19 protein-coding genes are annotated in these 19278 nt (G+C 68.5%); 12 read left to right on the top strand and 7 right to left on the bottom strand.

Features of this window, described 5'->3' with window-relative positions; all coding sequences use genetic code 11:
- Positions 1 to 2: 2 nt before the first annotated feature.
- Positions 3 to 284, top strand: coding sequence for a hypothetical protein (locus ACP2AH_RS16600; protein ID WP_244379300.1), 282 nt, complete (start codon positions 3 to 5; stop codon positions 282 to 284).
- A 74-nt stretch (positions 285 to 358) separates the two neighbouring features.
- Here the strand turns inward: ACP2AH_RS16600 and ACP2AH_RS16595 are convergent, their stop codons facing one another.
- Complete coding sequence (locus ACP2AH_RS16595) at positions 359 to 1660, bottom strand: NAD(P)H-dependent oxidoreductase (protein ID WP_425106806.1); 1302 nt, start codon at positions 1658 to 1660, stop codon at positions 359 to 361.
- Positions 1661 to 1828: 168 nt separating this feature from the next.
- Positions 1829 to 2851 (bottom strand): sugar-binding transcriptional regulator, encoded by a 1023-nt coding sequence (locus ACP2AH_RS16590; protein ID WP_425106805.1) that lies wholly within the window; start codon positions 2849 to 2851, stop codon positions 1829 to 1831.
- 173 nt (positions 2852 to 3024) lie between these two features.
- Between ACP2AH_RS16590 and ACP2AH_RS16585 the strand changes: the two genes are divergently transcribed.
- Positions 3025 to 3474: a MarR family winged helix-turn-helix transcriptional regulator gene (locus ACP2AH_RS16585; protein WP_425106804.1), complete on the top strand. Its 450-nt coding sequence runs from the start codon at positions 3025 to 3027 to the stop codon at positions 3472 to 3474.
- Here the strand turns inward: ACP2AH_RS16585 and ACP2AH_RS16580 are convergent.
- Positions 3464 to 4429, bottom strand: a complete 966-nt coding sequence (locus ACP2AH_RS16580) for a LysR family transcriptional regulator (RefSeq protein WP_425106803.1) — start codon at positions 4427 to 4429, stop codon at positions 3464 to 3466. The genes ACP2AH_RS16585 and ACP2AH_RS16580 overlap by 11 nt on opposite strands.
- A gap of 189 nt (positions 4430 to 4618) precedes the next feature.
- Here ACP2AH_RS16580 and ACP2AH_RS16575 point away from each other — a divergent pair, with 189 nt between their 5' ends.
- The 4 genes from ACP2AH_RS16575 (at position 4619) to moaB (ending at position 7813) form a co-directional block, all read left to right on the top strand.
- Positions 4619 to 5551: a ring-cleaving dioxygenase gene (locus ACP2AH_RS16575; protein WP_425106802.1), complete on the top strand. Its 933-nt coding sequence runs from the start codon at positions 4619 to 4621 to the stop codon at positions 5549 to 5551.
- A 60-nt stretch (positions 5552 to 5611) separates the two neighbouring features.
- Positions 5612 to 6244, top strand: a complete 633-nt coding sequence (locus ACP2AH_RS16570) for an alpha/beta hydrolase (protein ID WP_425106801.1) — start codon at positions 5612 to 5614, stop codon at positions 6242 to 6244.
- Positions 6245 to 6344: 100 nt separating this feature from the next.
- Positions 6345 to 7241, top strand: coding sequence for a KPN_02809 family neutral zinc metallopeptidase (gene ypfJ, locus ACP2AH_RS16565; RefSeq protein WP_425106800.1), 897 nt, complete (start codon positions 6345 to 6347; stop codon positions 7239 to 7241).
- 8 nt (positions 7242 to 7249) lie between these two features.
- Positions 7250 to 7813, top strand: a complete 564-nt coding sequence (gene moaB / locus ACP2AH_RS16560; RefSeq protein ID WP_425106799.1) for a molybdenum cofactor biosynthesis protein B — start codon at positions 7250 to 7252, stop codon at positions 7811 to 7813.
- 4 nt (positions 7814 to 7817) lie between these two features.
- Here moaB and ACP2AH_RS16555 read toward each other — a convergent pair whose 3' ends face one another.
- Complete coding sequence (locus ACP2AH_RS16555) at positions 7818 to 8405, bottom strand: glycosyl transferase (RefSeq protein WP_425106798.1); 588 nt, start codon at positions 8403 to 8405, stop codon at positions 7818 to 7820.
- Positions 8406 to 8740: 335 nt separating this feature from the next.
- On the opposite strand from ACP2AH_RS16555, the gene ACP2AH_RS16550 reads away from it, so the two are divergent.
- Together ACP2AH_RS16550 and ACP2AH_RS16545 are read left to right on the top strand one after the other, a co-directional pair.
- The gene (locus ACP2AH_RS16550) at positions 8741 to 9856 is read left to right on the top strand and encodes a PA0069 family radical SAM protein (RefSeq protein WP_425107058.1); all 1116 of its coding nucleotides are present in this window, start codon (positions 8741 to 8743) and stop codon (positions 9854 to 9856) included.
- Positions 9857 to 9948: 92 nt separating this feature from the next.
- A complete protein-coding gene (locus ACP2AH_RS16545; protein WP_425107057.1) occupies positions 9949 to 10380 on the top strand; it encodes a VOC family protein in 432 nt (143 codons plus the stop codon).
- A 103-nt stretch (positions 10381 to 10483) separates the two neighbouring features.
- Here ACP2AH_RS16545 and ACP2AH_RS16540 read toward each other — a convergent pair whose 3' ends face one another.
- On the bottom strand, positions 10484 to 11140 hold the full coding sequence (locus ACP2AH_RS16540; protein WP_425106797.1) for a DsbA family protein: 657 nt from the start codon (positions 11138 to 11140) through the stop codon (positions 10484 to 10486).
- A gap of 131 nt (positions 11141 to 11271) precedes the next feature.
- The gene (locus ACP2AH_RS16535; protein ID WP_425106796.1) at positions 11272 to 11784 is read right to left on the bottom strand and encodes a DUF721 domain-containing protein; all 513 of its coding nucleotides are present in this window, start codon (positions 11782 to 11784) and stop codon (positions 11272 to 11274) included.
- 66 nt (positions 11785 to 11850) lie between these two features.
- On the opposite strand from ACP2AH_RS16535, the gene mutY reads away from it, so the two are divergent.
- Both mutY and ACP2AH_RS16525 read left to right on the top strand, forming a co-directional pair.
- Entirely contained in the window at positions 11851 to 12960 is a 1110-nt protein-coding gene (gene mutY / locus ACP2AH_RS16530; protein WP_425106795.1) for an A/G-specific adenine glycosylase, read from the top strand.
- A 105-nt stretch (positions 12961 to 13065) separates the two neighbouring features.
- Entirely contained in the window at positions 13066 to 13254 is a 189-nt protein-coding gene (locus ACP2AH_RS16525; protein WP_425107056.1) for a CsbD family protein, read from the top strand.
- A 75-nt stretch (positions 13255 to 13329) separates the two neighbouring features.
- On the opposite strand, the gene ACP2AH_RS16520 is transcribed toward ACP2AH_RS16525, so the two are convergent.
- Complete coding sequence (locus ACP2AH_RS16520) at positions 13330 to 14505, bottom strand: site-specific DNA-methyltransferase (protein WP_425106794.1); 1176 nt, start codon at positions 14503 to 14505, stop codon at positions 13330 to 13332.
- Positions 14506 to 14602: 97 nt separating this feature from the next.
- Here ACP2AH_RS16520 and ACP2AH_RS16515 point away from each other — a divergent pair, with 97 nt between their 5' ends.
- Both ACP2AH_RS16515 and smc read left to right on the top strand, forming a co-directional pair.
- Complete coding sequence (locus ACP2AH_RS16515; protein WP_425106793.1) at positions 14603 to 15673, top strand: FUSC family protein; 1071 nt, start codon at positions 14603 to 14605, stop codon at positions 15671 to 15673.
- A gap of 116 nt (positions 15674 to 15789) precedes the next feature.
- Complete coding sequence (gene smc / locus ACP2AH_RS16510) at positions 15790 to 19242, top strand: chromosome segregation protein SMC (RefSeq protein WP_425106792.1); 3453 nt, start codon at positions 15790 to 15792, stop codon at positions 19240 to 19242.
- The last annotated feature ends 36 nt before the right edge of the window (positions 19243 to 19278 follow it).

The following is a 19278-nucleotide window of genomic DNA, read 5'->3' as shown; positions in this document are numbered from 1 at the left end:
CGATGGCGCAGCGCTTCGACGATTGGGAGAAGGACGACAAGGGGCATCTGAAGGTGTGGCCGATGTTGGCCTTCACCACCGCCCTTTTCGGCACCGACAAGGTGGGCCTTCGGTTGGAGATCGGCACCCAGCAGCCCAAGCCCGGCGAGCCGGTGCCCGCGCTGCAGCTGGTGCTCGATCCCGCCCAGGTGCGGCAGCTGGCCGAAGCGCTGGCCGAGGCCGAGGCGCGCCTCGCCGATGCCCGCTTCACCAATCTCGCGACCTCACGCCCCGGCAACGCCTGAGGCGCGGGCCTTTCACCGCCCGATCCCGTCGCGGCCCTGCAGGCCGGCCGGTGATGTGACCTTCGCCAGCCCCGCTATGCCGCGAGGAACTGTGCGTCGGTCTGGTCGAGGCGGCGGCGGATCTGGGTGACGATAAGCTGCTCGTCGGGCAGGCAATTGTCATAGGTCAGCCGCTCGCCGGCCTTCACCGGCTTCAGCACCCGCGCCCGTTCGGCAAGGCCGAGCGGCAGGGCGAAGCTGTCGCGCGCATCGCGCCAACTCATCGTGTAGCCGCGATAATCATATTCGCCGATCTTGCCGAGGACGTCCCCCGGCTTGAGGTCGCGCTTGGCCACCGCCGTGCATTCGGCGACGGGATGGTCCAGCACCTCCATGTCGCGCGTGCCGTGCATCACCGCGCGCACCGCCGAGAGCGGCACTTCCAGGCTGGTGAGGTGGTAGGGTCGGATCAGCGCGAAGCAGGGGCCGGGGCCGACCTTGAGGTCGGCCATGCGCTCGGTCACCCGGTCATGGCGCGGCTTGACGATGCAGAACACGCCGGGCGCCACACCCTTGCCGAGGGTGAAGTCGACCACGCCGGAACGCGAGAGGATGCCGCCATCCTCTTTGGTGCACAGTACCTGCGCCAGCACGTCGCGGTCGGCATGCGGGCCATGCATCCCGGGCACGTCCGGCACCAGGCCGGTGGCGTTGGCGAGTGCCGTCATCTCCACCATGGTCTTGGAGCCGTCGACGAATTCCACCAGCATACGCGGGTTCATGTTGCGCGCCCGCGCCTCCTCCTCGAACTCGTCGGGGATGGCGTCCGGCTTGAAGGCGTTGTTCTTGGCCTTGCCGGCGCAGACGATGTCGAAGCCCAGCGCCTGGGCGAAGCCGATCAGCTCGATGGTGGCGGCCGGCTCGTCGCCCGCCGCGCCGGTGAGCACCACGCCCGCCGCGCGCGCCTCCTGCTTGAGATAGCGGCCGATGGTGATGTCGGCCTCCACGCTCAGCAGCACCACATGCTTGCCGTTGCGGATGGCCTCCAGCGAGACGAGCGTGCCGATGTTCGGGCTGCCGGTGGCGTCGATCACCACGTCGATATGGCCGGAAGCGCACATGGCACGGTAGTCGTCGGTGATGACGAAATGACCGGCTTCGATCGCGCGGTCGATGGCGGAGGTGTTCGAGGCGCTGACGATGTCCTCGCGGCGGTGCCCGGCCATGAGCGCGGCGTCGATCGCCGCCTGCGCGTTCAGCTCGGTCACGGCGCCGATGCGCACGCCCGGCATCAGCGCCGCCTGTACGATAAGGTCGGTGCCCATCTGGCCGGCGCCGGCGAGGCCGATCGTTACCGGTCCATGCTTGGCGGTCCACTGTTCCAGTTCGGCGGCCATCCCCGTCCGCACGATCCCGCCAGCACCGAACCTGTTTGCACCGAGCATACGCCCAACCCTTCCCTGAGGCGCGCCTGCGGCTTTCGGCGCAAGCGTCATTGTTCTTCGGTACTCGACATTTGTTCCGAGGCAAAGAGCGCGTGCGACCGCATCCCGCGCTTCCACGTTTCAATAGGCGGCGCCGGCCTCTTCAAGTGCCGCCGCAGCGGTGATCTCGTCGGTGATGAACACGGTGGGACGCAGCATGCGCAGTGCGGCAAGCACCGCCTTGGCCTTGCCCGGCCCGCCGGACGTGAGGATGCGTTCCGGTGTCGCCTGCAGCGTCTCGATCGGGATCGACATGACCCGCGTGTTGATGGGGTGGTCGACCGGCCGGCCCTCAATGTCGATGAAGTTATAGACGACATCGCCGACCGCGCCGGCGGCGATCAGCGAGGCCCAGTCGGCCTCGGAGAAGAAGCCGAAGCGCAGCGAGGTGCTTTCCGAGTCCATCTCGCCGACGCTCAGCACCACCGCGTCCATCTCGCGGGCAAGGTTGTAGACCGTGCCGAGGCCGCAGCGCTCGATCAGCGCCTGCTTGGTGGCGATGCTGTCGACGATGGCAGGGGCGGCGATGAGGTGGCAGTCGGCCTGGAAAAGGCGCGAGAGCTGCCAGGCAAATTCCGACGGGTTGTACTGCTTGGCCTTGGTGATGCCGCCCAGCAGCGAGATCACCTGCAGGTTGGAGACCGTCTTCTCGTCGATAAAGCCGAGGGCGCGCATCAGCGTGCGGCCCCAGCCGAAGCCGATCTTCATGTCGGATCGGATGAGGTCGGAGATGAACAGCCCGGTCGCGGCGCCGATGGCGCTGGTGGCGTCGGCGAACGGGCCGGAGACGGGGGCGACCACCGCCTCGCGCAGGCCGAACGCTTTCTGCAGCCCCATTTCCAGCCGGGGCAACTCGGCGATCTCGCGTGAAAGCGAGATCTTCACCTCGTTGAGCTGGCGGGCATCGGCGAGCAGGCGAACCACGGTGACACGGCCAATGTCCAGCGCCTCGGCGATGGCGCTCTGGGTCATGCCCTCGACATAATACATCCAGGCCGCGCGCAGCCGCAGCCGCGCCGAGCGCCGTCCGGTCGGGCTGAGATCGGCGAGCGAGGGCGTCTCGCTCAGGCTGCCCGGCCTGGTCGTCGCAGCTCCACCCGACATGAGCACCTCACCCCCCGACGAAAGTATCCCGGTTGCTATAGAGGAGCCGGGCGCCATCTTCAAACCAGGCGCCTCGGCCACGCGGGGAAATGGGCTGCCGTTACGCAAAAACCCGCTTGTCCGCGGTCCCTGGCGGGCGCACGGTGCCAGCTCGGGGTACGCATGGTTGCACGATGTCCAGCACTGACGACACGCTTCAGCTCAAGGATTTTCTCTGCTTCGCGGTCTATTCCGCCAATCACGCGTTCAACCGCGTCTACAAGCCGATGTTGGACCGGCTGGGCCTGACCTATCCGCAATACATCGCCATGGTGACGCTGTGGTCGGAGGAGGGGCTCACCGTCGGCCAGATCGGCGACCGGGTGCTGCTGGAGACCAACACGCTGACCCCGCTGCTCAAGCGGCTGGAAGGGGCCGGGCTGGTGCGGCGGCTGCGCGACGCGGCCGATGAGCGGCAGGTGCGGGTCTATCTCACCGACAAGGGGCGGGCCCTGCGGCACGAGGCCGAGCGCGTCCCCGGAGAGATGGGCGTCTGCCTCAATCATGATTCCGAGGAACTGCGCGCCCTCACCGACGACCTCAGCCGGCTGCGCGACCGGCTGCTGACGAGGCTCAAGCCGTAGCGGCGGACGGCGCGTCCGGGACCGGCAATGCTTCCGCTTCCAGTTCGATCTGACCCTCGATGAACCGGCGATGCCGGGCGATCTCCCCGGCGAGGAAATCGAGAAAGGCGCGCACGCGCGGCGAGTGCCGCAGGTCGGGATGCGTCAGCAGCCAAAGATCGGCGGCATAGTCATCATCCGGCGGGCCGAGCCGCACCAGCGAGGGCCGGGCATCGCCGATGAAGCAGGGAATATGCGCGATGCCGATTCCTGCCTCCACCGCCTCGGCGAGGCCGAGCACGCTGTTGATCTTGTAAGCGACCTTGTCGGCGGCGACGTTCTCTTGGACGAACTTCACCGTCTTCAGCGAACCGAGGCTGTCGCCCAGCGACACCCAGTTGGATGTTTCCAGCTGCTCCGGCGTAACCGCGCGCGGTTCGGGGAAATCGGCGGCACGCCCATACAGGGCCCAGGCGATGCGGGCGACGCGCCGGCCGACGAGGTTTTCCGGCGGATTGTCGGTGGCGCGGATGGCGACATCGGCATCGCGCTTGGAGAGATTGAGCGGCTGATTGCTGAGCACGATGTCGAGCCGCACCTCCGGGTAGCGGTCGCGGAAGGTGGCGAGCATCGGCATCAACAGATGGATCAGCAGCGAATCCGGGGTGGTCACCCGGAGTTCGCCGGAGGGTGCAGGCTCACGGCCGGCGAGCTTGCGGCCGACAGCGGTGATCTCCTCGTCGAGCCGGTTGGCGAGCGCCACCATCTCTTCGCCGGCGGGAGTGAGGGCGTAGCCGGTGCGATGGCGCTCGAACAGCACCGTGCCGAGCTGTTCTTCGATCTGCTTGAGCCGGCGGAACACGGTGGAATGGTTGACCCCCAGCGTCATCGCCGCCGCCGGCAGGCCCTTGGCATCCGCCACCGCCTTAATCAGCCGGAAATCGTCCCATCCGAGATTTTTGAACGGTTCAGCCATGCTGCTCCCCGAATGTGGCGACGACGGATGGCGCCGCACGTGCGCCTCTCAGGCCCGCCTGCGACACGAAAACGATAGCAGCACAGATGAGATTGCGTCAACGCAATTGATAAGGTCTGGCATTGCGCGGGTGCCGGGTTATCTCTTGTCGCAACGGAGCGCGGTTGGCGCTCACAGGAGGGCAAGATCATGAACCGCAATGGCATCCATCATGTGACGGCGATCGCCGGCAATGCGCGCCGCAACGTTGAATTCTACACGAAGACACTTGGCCTTCGGCTGGTGAAGAAGACCGTCAATTTCGACGATCCCGGCACCTATCACTTCTATTATGGTGACGAGGCCGGCTCGCCCGGCACCATCCTCACCTTCTTCCCCTGGGATCACGTTGCGCCGGGGCGCATCGGCATCGGCGAGACGCAGGAGACTGCGTTCCGCGTGCCGGCCGGCTCCATCGGCTACTGGACGCAGCGCTTTGTCGAGAAGGGCGTGGCGCACAGCGCGCCGGTGAAGCGCTTCGGCGAGACCGTGCTGGCGTTCAAGGACCCGCACGGCACCCGTCTGGCACTGGTCGGCGTCGCCGGAGCCGAGAATGAGCCGGCCTGGCTGGGCACCGAGGTTCCCGCCGAGAACGCCCTTCGCGGCTTTCACAGCGTGAATCTGCTGCTGGCCGAGGCGGCTCCCACCGGGGCGATCCTCACCGACGTGTTCGGCTTCACGGAGATCGGCCGCGAGGGCTCGCTGGTGCGCTTCAAGGCCGAAGGCACGGAGATCGGCGGCATTGTCGATATCCATGAGGCCGGCGGCTTCCTGCCCGCCCGCATGGGCGGCGGCTCGGTGCACCATATCGCGTTCCGCGCCGCGGACGACGCGGCCGAGTTCGCCATGGTGAAGAAGCTGAACGAGAACCATGGCATCGCCACCACGGAGCAGAAGGACCGGAACTATTTCCGGTCCGTCTATTTCCGCGAGCCCGGCCATGTCCTGTTCGAGATCGCTACCGACATCCCCGGCTTCGCTGCCGATGAGCCGGCGGCGAGCCTGGGCGAGGCGCTGAAGCTGCCCGGCTTCCTTGAGAGCCGCCGCAGCCAGATCGAGGCCGTACTGCCCGAGATCGCCTGAACGACGCGGCGCCGCCCCGCTGGGCGGCGCCCCCCTTCCATCCCTGACGAGGAGGCCGTCATGACCGACGCCGCGCTTTCCTTCGTGCATCGTTATGAGCCCGCCCGCGAGGCGGGTGTCGCCCCGCTTCTGCTGCTCCACGGGACCGGCGGCGACGAGAACGACCTTGTCTCTCTCGGTGGCATGATCGCGCCGGGTGCCGCCTTGCTGTCTCCGCGCGGCAAGGTGCTGGAAGGCGGCATGCCGCGCTTCTTCCGTCGCCTGCGCGAGGGGGTGTTCGACGAGGACGATGTGCGCGCCCGCGCCGCCGAACTCGCCGGCTTCATCGCGGAAGCGCGCGCCGCCTATGGGCTCGCCGCGCCTGTCGCGGTCGGCTTTTCCAACGGCGCCAACATCGCCGCCGCGCTGCTGCTGACCCAGCCGGAAGTGCTGGCGGGGGCCGTGTTGATGCGCGCCATGGTACCCCTGGCCGTGCCGCCGCCGGCCGATCTCGCCGGTCGGCCCGTGCTCCTGCTCTCCGGGGCGATGGACCCGATCGTGCCGGAAGAGAACGCTGCCCGCCTCGCCGGCCAGCTGCGCGCGGCGGGCGCGGCGCTCGACCACCGCACCCTCCCGGCCGGGCACGGGCTCTCTCAGGCTGACTTGACGCTTGCCCGCGACTTTCTGCGGGCTCCGGCGCGAACGGCTGCCTGACGGTCCCACATCCGGCGGAACCGGATGCCTCCCGGCGCATTGCTGCCACGGCACAGGTGTTTCACACTCGTGCTGTGGCGCTGCCGTGCGGGAGGTGAGGATGCGTTGGGAGGATTTCCGCCGGAGCGGCAATGTCGAGGACCGGCGCGGCGGAGGTTTTGGTGGCGGCGGCGGCATGGGCCGTGGCGGGCTCGGCATTGGCGGGCTGATCATTGTCGGCCTCATCGCCTGGGCCACCGGCATCAACCCGGCCGTGCTGATCGGTGGCGCCGAGATTCTGCTCGGCGACGGCAGTCCGTCCAGCCAGACCTCCCCGCAGCGCCAGAGCGCGCCCCCGCGCAACCTCAGCGCCGAGGACCAGAAGCTCGGCGATTTCGCCGCCGTGGTGCTCGCACAGACCGAGGATGTGTGGAAACCGATCTTCAAGGGCGAGGGGGCGACCTATCGCGAGCCCGGCATGGTGCTGTTCACCGGCGCCACCCGTTCGGCCTGCGGCGCCGCAGATGCCGCCGTAGGCCCGTTTTATTGCCCGCGCGACCAGAAGGTCTATCTCGACACCTCCTTCTTCAAGGATCTGAAGCGGCGCTTCAACGCGCCGGGCGATTTCGCCGCTGCCTATGTCATCGCCCATGAGGTCGGTCATCACGTTGAGAACCAGATCGGTCTCTTGGAAAAAGTGCAGGCCCGCCAGCGCCAGGCCTCGCGGTCGGAGGCCAATGCCCTGTCCGTCCGGGTCGAACTGATGGCCGATTGTCTCGCCGGCGTGTGGGCGCACCATGCCGATGCGCAGTGGCGCATTCTGGAAGACGGCGATATCGAAGAAGCGATGAACGCCGCCGCCGCCATTGGCGACGACCGGCTGCAGAAGCAGGCGCAGGGCTATGTCGTGCCCGACAGCTTCACCCATGGCACCTCCGCCCAGCGGGTGAAATGGTTTCGGCAGGGCCTCGCCAAAGGCTCGCTGGCCCAGTGCAACACCTTCAAGGGCTCGATCTGAGAGAGACGATGACCGACCAGACGCCGTTCGTGCCGCTTGCCATCGCGGTGCTCACCATTTCCGACACCCGCACGCTGGCCGAGGACCGCTCCGGCAACACCCTTGTCGAGCGGGTGGAGACGGCCGGCCACCGCCTCGCCGACCGCGCCATCGTGCCGGACGATGTGGAGACGATCCGCGCGAAGGTGGCAGGCTGGATTGCCGATCCCGCCATCGATGTCGTCATCACCACCGGCGGCACCGGCTTCACGGGCCGCGACGTGACGCCGGAAGCGGTGGAGCCCCTGTTCGAGAAGCGGATGGAAGGCTTCTCGACCGTGTTCCACATGGTCTCCTTCAGCAAGATCGGCACCTCCACCCTGCAGAGCCGCGCCACCGCCGGTGTCGCCAATTCCACCTATGTGTTCTGCCTGCCGGGCTCCCCTGGCGCGTGCCGCGATGGCTGGGACGAGATTCTGGTCCACCAGCTCGACATCCGACACAAGCCCTGCAACTTCGTCGAGATTCTCCCGCGTCTCGATGAACATTTGAAGCGCGGCAAGCTGCGCGCCCCAGTAGGTCCGACGGGCTGAGTTTTCAGCCTTCTTCCGGCAGCAGGATCTGCGAGCGCAGCAGCACCAGCCGCTTGCGGCCCACCCGGGAAAGCAGACGGCGATTGGCGTTGGGTCCCGGCGTGTGCCCGCCCAGGGTCTCGTAGAGACGGCGGTGCAGCAGCAAACCCTGTTCCGGGCGTGGGCGCCCGGTGAGCGCGTGGCGCAGCATGGCCGCCGCCTCCCTCACCCGTGGCGAGACGCCGAAACCGTCCAGCGCCAGCCGGAAGGTGGCCGCCCGCCTCTCTGCAGCGCCGGTGCGCTCGATCTGGTCGGTGAAGTTGCGCACCTCGCGCGCCCAACCTTCCTGCAACAGGCCGCTCGGTTCGAGAAACAGCAGCCAGGAGGCCCGCGCGGCCGCCGCGCCTTGGCGCAGCCTTGCGCCGGTGTCGGCCGGGCCGGCGAGATATTCGCAGCCGGCGGCGTCGGCGATTTCCGCCACATCCGGCGCATTGCCCGAATCGACCAGCAGCACCTCGCGCACCAGCCCCGCGGCCGCGCCTGGCACCAGCGAGGAAAGGGTGGGAATCAGCCGCTTGGCGCCCGCACTTGTGGGAATGACGACCGAGATCACGCCGTGGCCACCCTTGAAGGATCCGGGTCTGGAGAACGGCCGGGAAGGCGTCCCGAGCCTGAGGGAATAGCTCTTCCTGCCTATCCCACGGTTCGGCGCCCGTACAGTCCGGCGGTCGCAATTCGGTCAATGTTCTTGATATGTTCTAGGTGCTGGCGTAAAGAACAGTCTCCGCGAGAGGCCCCGACATGCAACGCTCCGTCCCCGATCGCTCTTCTGCCCCGACCGCACCGCCCGCCACTCCGCGCCATCTGGGGCGCTTGGCGCAGCAGCGTCGCGATGCTCGCGCTCAGGAGCGGGCGGAGGCGGCGCGCGACCTCACCGGCCTGTCCGACATGGACGCCGTGGCCCCCCCGCCAATGCCGGACTGGCTGGTGGAGGGCGAGCGACGGCGCGGGCGGGGGGCACTCTCCAATCCGGCCGGGCGCTTTGAGCCGCACAGTCGCCAGCGCTTCGACGATGGCTGGCAGGAGTTGGACGACCTGCCGGCCTTCCGCACCAGCGTGACGGTGGAGAAGCCGCGCACCATCATCAACCGCAACGATTCGCCAGATGTCGGGTTCGATCGCTCGATCAACCCTTATCGCGGTTGCGAACATGGCTGTGTCTATTGTTTCGCCCGGCCGACCCACGCCTATCAGGGCCTGTCCGCCGGGCTCGACTTCGAGACAAAGCTGTTCGCCAAGCCCGACGCGCCGGAGCTTCTGGCCAAGGAACTGGCGAAGCCCGGCTATGAGCCGCGCACCATCGCGCTCGGCATCAACACCGACGGCTACCAGCCGATCGAGCGCGAGTGGCGGTTGACCCGCCGTATTCTCGAAGTGCTGCGCGATTTCGGCCATCCCGTCGGCATCGTCACCAAATCGGCGCTGGTGGTGCGCGATCTCGATATTCTGGGGCCGATGGCGGAGAAGGGGCTGGCGAAGGTGGCGCTCTCCATCACCACGCTCGACGCCAAGTTGGCGCGGCTGATGGAGCCGCGCGCGGCGACGCCGTCACGGCGTCTGGACACGCTGCGCCGGCTTTCCGACGCCGGCGTGCCGACCGCCGTGCTGGTGGCGCCGGTGATACCTGCCGTCACCGATGCCGAGATGGAGCGCATTCTCGACGCGGCGGCGGCGGCCGGCGCGTCGGAAGCCGGCTATGTCATGCTGCGTGTGCCGCTGGAGATTCGCGACCTGTTCCGCGAATGGCTGCTCACCCATTTCCCCGACCGCTATCGCCATGTGCTGTCGCTGCTGAAGGAACTGCATGGCGGGCGGGAATATGATTCCACCTTCGGCCAGCGCATGACCGGTACCGGCCCCTATGCCTGGACGCTGGCCCGCCGCTTCGAGATCGCGGTGGAGAGGCTGGGTCTGAACCGTCGCCCGACACGCCTCTCGACCCGTCATTTCACCCGCCCGCCGCAGAAGGGCGAGCAATTGTCACTGTTCGGAGAAGGTGCATGAGCGGGAACACGGGGATGAGGTCGGACGTGAGGGGCGCGCCTGCGGCGGTCGACAGCGCTCCGGTGTCCGAGCCGAAAGGCACGGCGCGCGCCATGCCGCCGCTGCAGCTCTCGCTGGTGACACTGGGTGTCGCGGATCTGAAGCGCGCGGTCACCTTCTATGAGGCGCTGGGCCTTGTGCGACGGGTGAAGGAGGCCACCGGCGCGGCCTTTTTCGAGGCCGGCGGCGTGGTGTTGTCGCTCTATCCCCGCGTCGAGCTCGCCGCCGATGCTGGGGTAATCGCCGGGCGCCCGGGGGCGTTCGGCGGCATCGCGCTCGCCTGCAATCGGGCGAGCCGTTCGGAGGTGGACACGACGCTGATCCGCGCCGTGGCGGCAGGCGGGCGGCCGCTGCGTCCGGCACAGCCGACCTTCTGGGGTGGCTATTCCGGCTATGTCGCCGATCCCGACGGCCACCCCTGGGAGATCGCCCACAATCCCGGCTTTCCCTTCGATGCGGCGGGCCGCATCGTTCTGCCGGACTGAGCCGGCAGTGCGCACGTGTCGGGTCCGGATCGACGCGTGCGGCCGGAGCGTCGATCCGGCGGCCAAGCCGGGAAAGGGCTGGGCAGGCTACCGCCCGTGAGGCTCAGTTGCCGCCGAGCAGCGGGGCGAGTTCCTTGTCGAGCTGCTCCGGGCTCATCGCGCCCGACACCTTCTTGCCGTTGATGAAGAAGGTGGGGGTCGAATCGATGCCGAGCTCGGCACCGCGCTTGGCGACTTCGTCGATCTGGCCGGCCAGCTTGGTGTCGTTGAGGCAGGTGTTGAACTGTTCTTCCGTCATGCCGCTCTGCTTGGCGATGGCGAGCAGTGCCTGCGCCGGATTGTTCGAGAATGCCCAGTTCTTCTGGGTCTCGAACAGCGTGTCGGTCATCGGGTAATATTTACCCTCGCCGCCGCAGCGCGCCAGCATGAACGCGGCCTTGGCGACGATGTCGAGCGGGAATTCGCGCAGGATGAAGCGCACCTTGCCGGTGTCGATGTATTTCTCCTTGAGCACCGGATAGGTCGTCTCATGGAAATGCGCGCAATGACCACAGGTCATCGAGGCATATTCGACGATGGTCACCGGCGCGTCGGCCTTGCCCAGCACCTGGTCGGGCAGCGCCCCGGGCGCCATCAGCTTGGCCGTGTCGACCGTCTGCGCTTCGGCGCGCCCGATCAAGCTTCCGGCGAGCGTACCGAAGGCGGCAAGGGAGAGGGCGAGGGTGCCAACACCTTCGAGGAAGCGACGGCGGTCGATCATTGTCGGTCTCCAGAAGCGGCCGGACATGTCTACCGGCCGGAATGCCTAAGCCTAGGTCCGCGCCTTGCGCCCCTTACTAGCGCGTACAGCCCGGGCGGCGTCATGGCAACGGGGGGCTATCGGCGCACGCCTCACCGCTGCGTGAAGCCTCGTCCCTTGCCCCGCTTCTCCCGGGTCACCAGCGCGCCGAGCCGGGCGAGGGCGGTGGCGAGCGCGTCGTCCTCGAAACTGCCGGCGGTTGCGGCGATTCGCTGCCGGGCGGCACCGCATTCGGCCGCGTCCGGTTCTTGGAAGCGAAAGCGCGGACGTGGGCGCGGCACCGGACCCTGCTTCAGTGCCAGCCGGCCGATGCAGCGCCAGCCGAAATAGCGGTTGACCCTGTCGATGACGATCGGCGCGTCGTGCTGCAATTCGATGGCGAAGCCGCCCTCCACGCGCACATGCAGCACGCCGGGCTCGCCGCTGTCCGGTCGTGATGGCCAGGCGAGCTTGATCGGCACCGCCCGTGCCGCCAGCGCGTCGCCAACAATATCGGCCCAACGGGTCACGATCTCCACCGAGGCGAGGCCACGCCGGCGGCAGCATTCGGCAATGGCACCGTCAATCAAGTCGGCAAGTGGGCGGGTGTGGGAGCGCGGGGCCATGTCAACTCACGACTTGCCCGGCGCGAACGAAGCGGCCACGGTGCGGGCGTTGTGCCTGAGGATCGCATGCAAGCCGCCGCCAATCCAGTCGCCCCCTCCGCCGCGTCCGCCGCTGCCCTTGCCGCTCCCGATCCGGGCGCGCTGCTCGCCTGGTATGACCGGCATCGCCGGCGCCTTCCCTGGCGCGCGGCGCCGGGAAGGCGGCAGGACCCCTACCGGGTGTTTCTCTCCGAAATCATGCTGCAGCAGACGACGGTCGTGACGGTCGCGCCCTATTACGAGAACTTCCTGCGCCGCTGGCCCACGGTCGCCGCGCTGGCGGCGGCGCCACTGGAGGAGGTGCTCTCGGCCTGGGCGGGGCTCGGCTATTACGCCCGAGCCCGCAACCTCCATGCCTGCGCCAAGGCGGTCGTGGAGGACCATGGCGGAGAGTTCCCGTCGGAGGAGGCGGCGCTCCTGGAGTTGCCGGGCATCGGCCCCTACACGGCGGCGGCGATTGCCGCCATCGCCTTCGAGCGCCGCGCTGCGCCGGTCGACGGCAATTGGGAGCGGGTGGTTTCCCGGCTCTTCGCGGTGGAAGAGTCGCTGCCCAAGGCGCGCGCCCGGCTGCGCGCGCTCGCGCTCACCCTTCTACCGAAAGCGCGCCACGGCGATTTCGCCCAGGCGATGATGGATCTCGGCGCCACGATCTGCACGCCGCGAAAGCCGGCCTGCGCGCTCTGCCCATGGCAGGGACCCTGTGCCGCCCGCGCGAGCGGGGCGCCGGAGCGCTATCCCGTCAAGGCCGCTAAGGCGATGCGGCCAACCCGCCAGGGGGTGGCCTTCCTCGCCGTGCGGACGGATGGCGCGGTGCTGGTGCGCTCGCGGCCGCCAAAGGGTCTGCTCGGCGGAATGAGCGAGGTGCCGTCGACGCCGTGGGAGCCCGGCGGCGTCGCCCATCCCGCCGCGCATGCTCCGCTCACGGCGTCCTGGACGGTGCTCAACGCCACCGTCACCCATGTGTTCAGCCATTTCGCGCTGCAACTGCAGGTCTGGCGGGCGGAACTGCCGGCAAACCAGCCCGCGCCGGCAGGCCATCGCTGGGTTGCGCCGCAGGGTTTCGATACCGAGGCGTTTCCGTCGGTCATGCGCAAGGTTCTGGCCCATGCCGGACCCCCCACTCCCGCAGCGCGCTAGGATTACGTCTGTGTGCAGGATTACGTCTGTGTGAATGAACCTTTGCGCACCGGGATCGTTGTTCCTGCAAGCCGCACGAGCGGATCAAAACAGGAGATGACGACCATGGGTAGCACGATGGACAAGGCCAAGGGCATGGGCAACGAAGCTATTGGCAACGTCAAGCAGGGCGTTGGCAAGGCCACCGGCTCCGAGCGTCTTCAGGCCGAAGGCAAGGTGCAGGAGCTCAAGGGCGAAGCCCAGCAGGCCAAGGGCGAGATCAAGGAATCGGTGAAGAAGGCCGGCAACCTCTGAGCCGCCGCCTCCGCTAATGACAAGGCCGCCCCGTTGGGGCGGCCTTTTTCGCGTCCACACACGAGGTTTGCCGGCTTACTCCGCCGCCATCGCCATTTCCGAACGGACGACCGCGCGCAGGGAATCGATGGGGCGCAGCCCTTCGCGGGTGGCAATGTGCCAGTAGGTCCAGCCATTGCAGGCCTCAATCCCCTGCGCGATCGCACCCGCACGGTGGATGGAGCCGATCTGCCCCAGCCCCGGCGCTGTCTCCAGCGACAGCGTACCGTCGGCGCGTACCAGTGCGCGCACCTTCGCCTTGGCATCGGTAAGCAACGTGCCAGGCGCAAGCAGGCCCCGTTCCACGAGCGCGTTGAAAGCGATACGCGGCGCCTCGCGCGCCGTCGGTGCCGGTACCAGAGCGAGATCGGGGAGCGGCTCCACCGCATCGATGCGCGCCTGCGCGGCGTCGGCATAGGTGGCATCGCGCTCGATTCCGACAAAATGCCGGCCCAGCCGCTTGGCTACCGCCGCCGTCGTGCCCGAGCCCAGGAAGGGATCGAGCACCACATCGCCGGGCTTGGATGCCGAGAGAATAACGCGGGCGAGCAGCGCCTCCGGCTTCTGCGTCGGATGAACCTTGTGGCCGGTCTCATCCTTCAGCCGCTCATGGCCCGAGCAGATCGGGAACAGCCAGTCGGAGCGCATCTGCACATCCTCATTGGCCGCCTTCAGCGCCTCGTAATTGAAGGTGTAGCCCTTGGCGCCCGGCTCGCGCGCCGCCCAGATCAGCGTCTCATGCGCATTCGTGAAGCGCCGGCCGCGAAAATTCGGCATCGGGTTGGTCTTGCGCCAGACGATGTCGTTGAGAATCCAGAAATCGAGGTCCTGCAGCAGCGAGCCGACGCGGAAGATATTGTGATAGGAGCCGATCACCCACAGCGTGCCGGTGGGCTTGAGCACCCGGCGCACCGCCAGCAGCCAGGCGCGGGTGAAGGCGTCATAGGCCTCGAAACTGTCGAACTTGTCCCAGGCATCATCGACCGCGTCGACCCGGCTGTCGTCGGGCCGCTTCAACTCGCCCTGAAGCTGGAGATTATAGGGCGGATCGGCGAAGACGAGATCGACCGATGCGGCAGGAAGCCGTGACAAAGCGGCGACGCAATCGCCGCGGATGATGCTGTCGAGGGGCAACTGGGAGGGCAGGCCAGCGGAACGGGCAATGCCGGATCGGGGAGCCCTTTGGGCCTCCCCGTTGCGAACGACCTTCATGAACGCTCTACCCTACTCGTACAGGACGCAACGGAACTCGTGTATCCACAATCTCCGCCGGACAGGGTAAAGACCGGGTAAAGCGATGCCGCCAAAAGTGCATTCATCGAAGCCGGGCGCCGGAGCATCCACGGCGGCGGCCTCGCATCCCATCGGCGCGACCCCGCTGCGCTGGCATGGCGATGGCCTGCCTGGCCGTTCGCTGCGCTTCACCGCCACGGTCATGGCGCCGATGGCGGCGGGGCTGGCGCTGCACCAGAATTACTGGGTCGGCTACGCGCTTCTCACCTGCATTCTCGGCTTCACGCTGGATACGGGCGGCTCGGCCCGCCACCGCGCCGTGCTGTTCGCCGTGGCCGGGGCCGTGATACTCGCCGGCGCTACGCTCGGTAGTGGCGTCGCGGGCCATGTCTGGTTGACGGCGACCGCCTTGGTGGTCACCGCCGCGCTCTATGCGCTGGTGGAGGCGGTGCATCCGAGCGCGGCTTTCGCGGCGCGGTTCTTCTGCCTTGCCACTGCGATTGCGGCGCTCGACGTACCGTTCCAGCCCGGCGATGTCGGCGTGGTGGCCGTGTTCGCGTTCTATGCGTGGCTGGTCTCGGTGGGATGGGACGTGATGACCGGTCTGTGGCGGCCCTCCACCGCGCCGACGCTGGCCGCGATCCTCGCCCATGTCAGGGACACGCAGCAGGAGCGGCTGCTTTTCGCCGGCATCGTCGCGCTGGCCGTGGCGCTCGCCTTCATGACGGGGCGGCTGCTCGGTCTGCCGCATCCGCACTGGGCGGTGTTCGCGGTGGTGATTGTACTGCGCGACGACACCCAGTTCAGCCGCCGCATGATGATCGATCTGGTGCTGGGCACGGTGCTCGGCGCGGGGGCCGCGGTTGTCTATGGCGGGCTGGTCACCTCGCCCGCCGGGCTGATGGCCGGCCTGACCCTCGCCGCGCTGGTGCGCTGGCCGGGGCAGCGCGTGCATGGCGCTCTCGGCATGGCGGCGATGGCGGCGTTCATCATTCTGCTGCTGCAGCTGGTGGGCACATTGATGCATGTACCCATGCACGCGGCGGGGGATCGTGTGGCCGATATAACCCTCGGCTGCGCCTTCGCGCTGGCGGCGTTGATGGTCAATGCGCGCCTGCGTCGCTGGTTCGGCTGGGATGAGGCCTGACCGCAGCCGACGCCGCGCCGGTCGGAGGCGCGGAATGGCACTCAAACCGCAACATGTCGTGGATCGGGTGCGCGCCGCCACTTGAACTTGTAGCTGTCGGGCGGCACCCTACACCGATGAAATTCACCCGCCTACGTCTTACCGGCTTCAAGACCTTTGTCGAGCCGACCGAAATGCTGATCGAGCCCGGCCTTACCGGCATTGTGGGCCCGAATGGCTGCGGCAAGTCGAATCTCGTCGAGGCCATGCGCTGGGTGATGGGCGAGAGCTCCTACAAGGCGATGCGTGCCGAAGGGATGGACGACGTCATCTTCGGCGGCTCCACTACCCGTCCGGCGCGCAACACCGCGGAGGTGGTGCTGGTGGTCGATAATGGCGACCGCTCGGCCCCGGCCGTGTTCAACGACGCGGACATGCTGGAAATTTCCCGCCGCATCGAACGCGAGGCGGGTTCCTCCTACCGGATCAACGGTCGTGAGGCGCGTGCCCGCGACGTGCAGATCCTGTTCGCCGACGCCTCGTCCGGCTCGCGTTCGCCTTCCATGGTGCGGCAGGGGCAGATCGGCGAAATCGTCGGCGCAAAGCCCACCGCCCGGCGCCGCCTGCTGGAAGAAGCCGCCGGCGTCGCCGGCCTGCACGCGCGCCGGCACGAGGCGGAAATGCGCCTGCGGGCGGCAGAAACCAACCTGACGCGGCTTGAGGATGTCATCGGCCAGATTTCCGGCCAGCTCGACGCCCTGCGCCGCCAGTCGCGGCAGGCCTCGCGCTACCGGGTGCTCTCCGCCGATATACGCAAGGCCGAAGCCGCGCTGCTGTGGCTGCGCTGGCTGGAGGCGGAGGCAGGGCTCGGGGAAGCGAGCCGGGCGCTTGATCTCGCCGTGCGCGAGGTTGCCGCCCGCACCTTGCAGCAGGGCGAGGCCGCCCGCGCCGCCGCCGTGGCCGCGCACGGTATTCCCGCTTTGCGCGAGGCCGATGCCGCCGCCGCCGCCGCGCTTCAGCGGCTGACCCTCGCTCGCGGCGAATTGGACCGCGAGGAGGCGCGCGCGGGGGCTCGCCGCGAGGAGCTTGACCGCCGGCTTGCCCAGCTCGGCGGTGATATGGAGCGTGAGCGGGCGCTGGAGAAAGACGCCGGCGAGATGCTGGAGCGCCTCACCCAGGAGGCCGAGGAACTCGCCATCGCCCAGGAACAGGCGGCGCAGCTGGAAGACGAGGCGCTGGCCCGCAATGGCGAGGCGGTGGGGCGCCTCGCCGACTCCGAGCGCGCCTTTGCCGATGCCACCGCCGCCAATGCCGAGGCGACCGCAAGGCGCGGGGCGATGGAACGGGCGCTGCGCGAGGCGGGCGAGCGCCTGTCGCGGCTCGATCGCGATGTGGACGTGCTGGCGGGCCAGAGGAGCCAATTGGCATCGAATGTGGATGCCGCTCGTCTCGATGAGCGTCGTGAGCGTGCCGAAGCGGCGCAGGAATCCTTCGCGGCGGCCGAGACTGCGGCGCAGGAGGCCGAGAACGCCCATGCGGTGGCCCGCGCCGCGCTCGACCACGCCCGCCGTCCGTTGACCGAGGCGGAACGGGCGGCCCAACGGCTCGACACGGAAGCGCGCACCCTCGCCAAGCTGCTCGATGTCGGCACGCCGCGCCGCTGGTCGCCGGTGCTCGACTTCATCGAGGTGGCGCGCGGCTATGAGGCCGCGCTTGGCGCCGCGCTCGGCGACGATCTCGATGCGCCCTCCGACAGCGAAGCGCCGGTGCACTGGACGCTGGTCGCCCCTCTCGGCGACGCACCGCTGCCCGAGGGCACTGAGCCACTTGCCGCCCATGTGGTCGCGCCCAAGGTTTTGGCCCGCCGGCTCAGCCAGATCGGCGTCGTTGATCGCATTGACGGCCCGCGCCTCGCCGCCCAGCTTAAGGCCGGACAACGCCTCGTCTCTCGCGAGGGCGACCTGTGGCGCTGGGATGGTTTTGTCGCCGCCGCCGACGCGCCCACCGCCGCGGCCCGGCGCCTAGCGGAGCGCAATCGCCTCGCCGACATAGAAGCGCAGCTCGAAGGCGCCCGGCTTGAAGTGACACGGCATCGCCGGGGCCTGGAGGCGGCGGAGGCTGCGCTGCGCGCCGCCGGTGCCCGCGAGAATGCCGCCCGCGAAGCCCGCCGCGCCAGCCTGCGGGCGATGGAGGCGGCACGGGACGAGCTTGCCCGTGCCGAACGCGCTGCCGCCGAGCAATCCGCCCGCCTCGCCGCTCTCGGCGCCAATCTGGCGCGTCTGCAGGAAGAACGGGAAATCGCGGCAATCGCGCTGGAGGAAGCGCGCGCCGACATGGCCGACCAGCCGCCGCCGGCGCAGGGGGAAGCGCAATTGGCGGAAATTCGCGCCCGCGTCGCCCAGGACCGCGCCGTTTTGGCGGAGACCCGCGTCCGCGCTGATGCGATGGTGCGCGAGCGCGACCAGCGCCTGCGGCGCCTCGCGCTCATCGCCCAGGAGCGCGCCTCCTGGGAGGCGCGGGCCGGCGGCACGGGCGCGCGCGTCGCCGCGCTCGAGGCGCGCCTCGCAGAAGCTGCCCATGAGCGCGAAGAACTGGATGACGCGCCCGTGCGCTTCGCCGCTCGCCGGCGCGCTCTGCTCGACGAGATCGCCCGCGCGGAGGCGGCGCGCCGCGAGGCGGCCGACCGGCTGGCGAGCGCCGAATCGTTGCAGGTGGAGGGCGATAAGCTCGCCCGCGCCACGCTCGACGCGCTGGCCGCTGCGCGTGAGGAAAGCGCCCGCGCCGAGGCCCGGGTGGAAGCCGCGCGCCAGCGTCGCGAGGTGCTTGCGCGCGAGATGGCGGAGGCGCTCGACGGCCCGCCGGAGACCGCCCGCGAGATCGCCGGCTTTACGCCGGACAGCCCGATGCCGGTGCTGGCGGAGCTGGAAGCCGAACTTGGCCGGCTGAAGGCGGACCGCGAGCGGCTCGGCGCGGTGAATCTGCGTGCCGAAGAGGAGCTTGCCGAGATCGAGACCCAGCAAAAGGGCCTCACCGGCGAGCGTGACGACCTCACCGAAGCGATCAAGAGGTTGCGCCAGGGCATTTACAGTCTCAACCGCGAGGCGCGCGAGCGGCTGCAGGCCAGCTTCAATGTTGTTGACGGCCATTTCCGCCAGCTCTTCACCACGCTTTTCGGCGGCGGCGAGGCGCAATTGGTGCTGACCGATTCGGACGATCCGCTGGAAGCCGGGCTCGACATCATCGCCAAGCCGCCGGGCAAGAAGCCGCAATCGCTCTCGCTGCTGTCTGGCGGCGAACAGGCGCTGACCGCCATGGCGCTGATCTTCGCCGTGTTCCTCACCAATCCGGCGCCGATCTGCGTGCTGGACGAAGTGGATGCGCCGCTGGACGATTCCAACGTGGAGCGCTTCTGCAATTTGCTCGACGAGATGCGCCGTCTCACCGAGACGCGCTTCGTCACCATCACCCACAACCCTATCACCATGAGCCGGATGAACCGGCTGTTCGGCGTCACCATGGCCGAGCGCGGGGTCTCCAAGCTGGTCTCCGTCGACCTTGCGACCGCAGAGCGCTTCCTCGAGGCGAGCTGATCGCGCCATACGCGGCGCGACGGTACGGGTATTTTC

It is taken from the genome of Ancylobacter sp. (genome assembly GCF_965249975.1).
GTDB lineage: Bacteria > Pseudomonadota > Alphaproteobacteria > Rhizobiales > Xanthobacteraceae > Ancylobacter.
The sequence above is the reverse complement of the archived record's forward strand: the minus strand, read 5'-3'. Positions and strand labels throughout refer to the sequence as shown.

Excerpts from the sequence above, each read along its gene's own strand:
- ACP2AH_RS16520 (WP_425106794.1), bottom strand. The coding sequence starts at position 14,505 with ATGAAGGTCGTTCGCAACGGGGAGGCCCAAAGGGCTCCCCGATCCGGC.
- ACP2AH_RS16535 (WP_425106796.1), bottom strand. The coding sequence starts at position 11,784 with ATGGCCCCGCGCTCCCACACCCGCCCACTTGCCGACTTGATTGACGGT.
- ACP2AH_RS16525 (WP_425107056.1), top strand. The coding sequence starts at position 13,066 with ATGGGTAGCACGATGGACAAGGCCAAGGGCATGGGCAACGAAGCTATT.
- ACP2AH_RS16540 (WP_425106797.1), bottom strand. The coding sequence starts at position 11,140 with ATGATCGACCGCCGTCGCTTCCTCGAAGGTGTTGGCACCCTCGCCCTC.
- ypfJ (WP_425106800.1), top strand. The coding sequence starts at position 6,345 with ATGCGTTGGGAGGATTTCCGCCGGAGCGGCAATGTCGAGGACCGGCGC.
- ACP2AH_RS16550 (WP_425107058.1), top strand. The coding sequence starts at position 8,741 with ATGGACGCCGTGGCCCCCCCGCCAATGCCGGACTGGCTGGTGGAGGGC.
- ACP2AH_RS16590 (WP_425106805.1), bottom strand. The coding sequence starts at position 2,851 with ATGTCGGGTGGAGCTGCGACGACCAGGCCGGGCAGCCTGAGCGAGACG.
- smc (WP_425106792.1), top strand. The coding sequence starts at position 15,790 with ATGAAATTCACCCGCCTACGTCTTACCGGCTTCAAGACCTTTGTCGAG.
- ACP2AH_RS16580 (WP_425106803.1), bottom strand. The coding sequence starts at position 4,429 with ATGGCTGAACCGTTCAAAAATCTCGGATGGGACGATTTCCGGCTGATT.
- ACP2AH_RS16585 (WP_425106804.1), top strand. The coding sequence starts at position 3,025 with ATGTCCAGCACTGACGACACGCTTCAGCTCAAGGATTTTCTCTGCTTC.
- ACP2AH_RS16595 (WP_425106806.1), bottom strand. The coding sequence starts at position 1,660 with ATGGCCGCCGAACTGGAACAGTGGACCGCCAAGCATGGACCGGTAACG.
- moaB (WP_425106799.1), top strand. The coding sequence starts at position 7,250 with ATGACCGACCAGACGCCGTTCGTGCCGCTTGCCATCGCGGTGCTCACC.
- ACP2AH_RS16545 (WP_425107057.1), top strand. The coding sequence starts at position 9,949 with ATGCCGCCGCTGCAGCTCTCGCTGGTGACACTGGGTGTCGCGGATCTG.
- ACP2AH_RS16570 (WP_425106801.1), top strand. The coding sequence starts at position 5,612 with ATGACCGACGCCGCGCTTTCCTTCGTGCATCGTTATGAGCCCGCCCGC.
- ACP2AH_RS16600 (WP_244379300.1), top strand. The coding sequence starts at position 3 with ATGGCGCAGCGCTTCGACGATTGGGAGAAGGACGACAAGGGGCATCTG.
- mutY (WP_425106795.1), top strand. The coding sequence starts at position 11,851 with ATGCAAGCCGCCGCCAATCCAGTCGCCCCCTCCGCCGCGTCCGCCGCT.
- ACP2AH_RS16575 (WP_425106802.1), top strand. The coding sequence starts at position 4,619 with ATGAACCGCAATGGCATCCATCATGTGACGGCGATCGCCGGCAATGCG.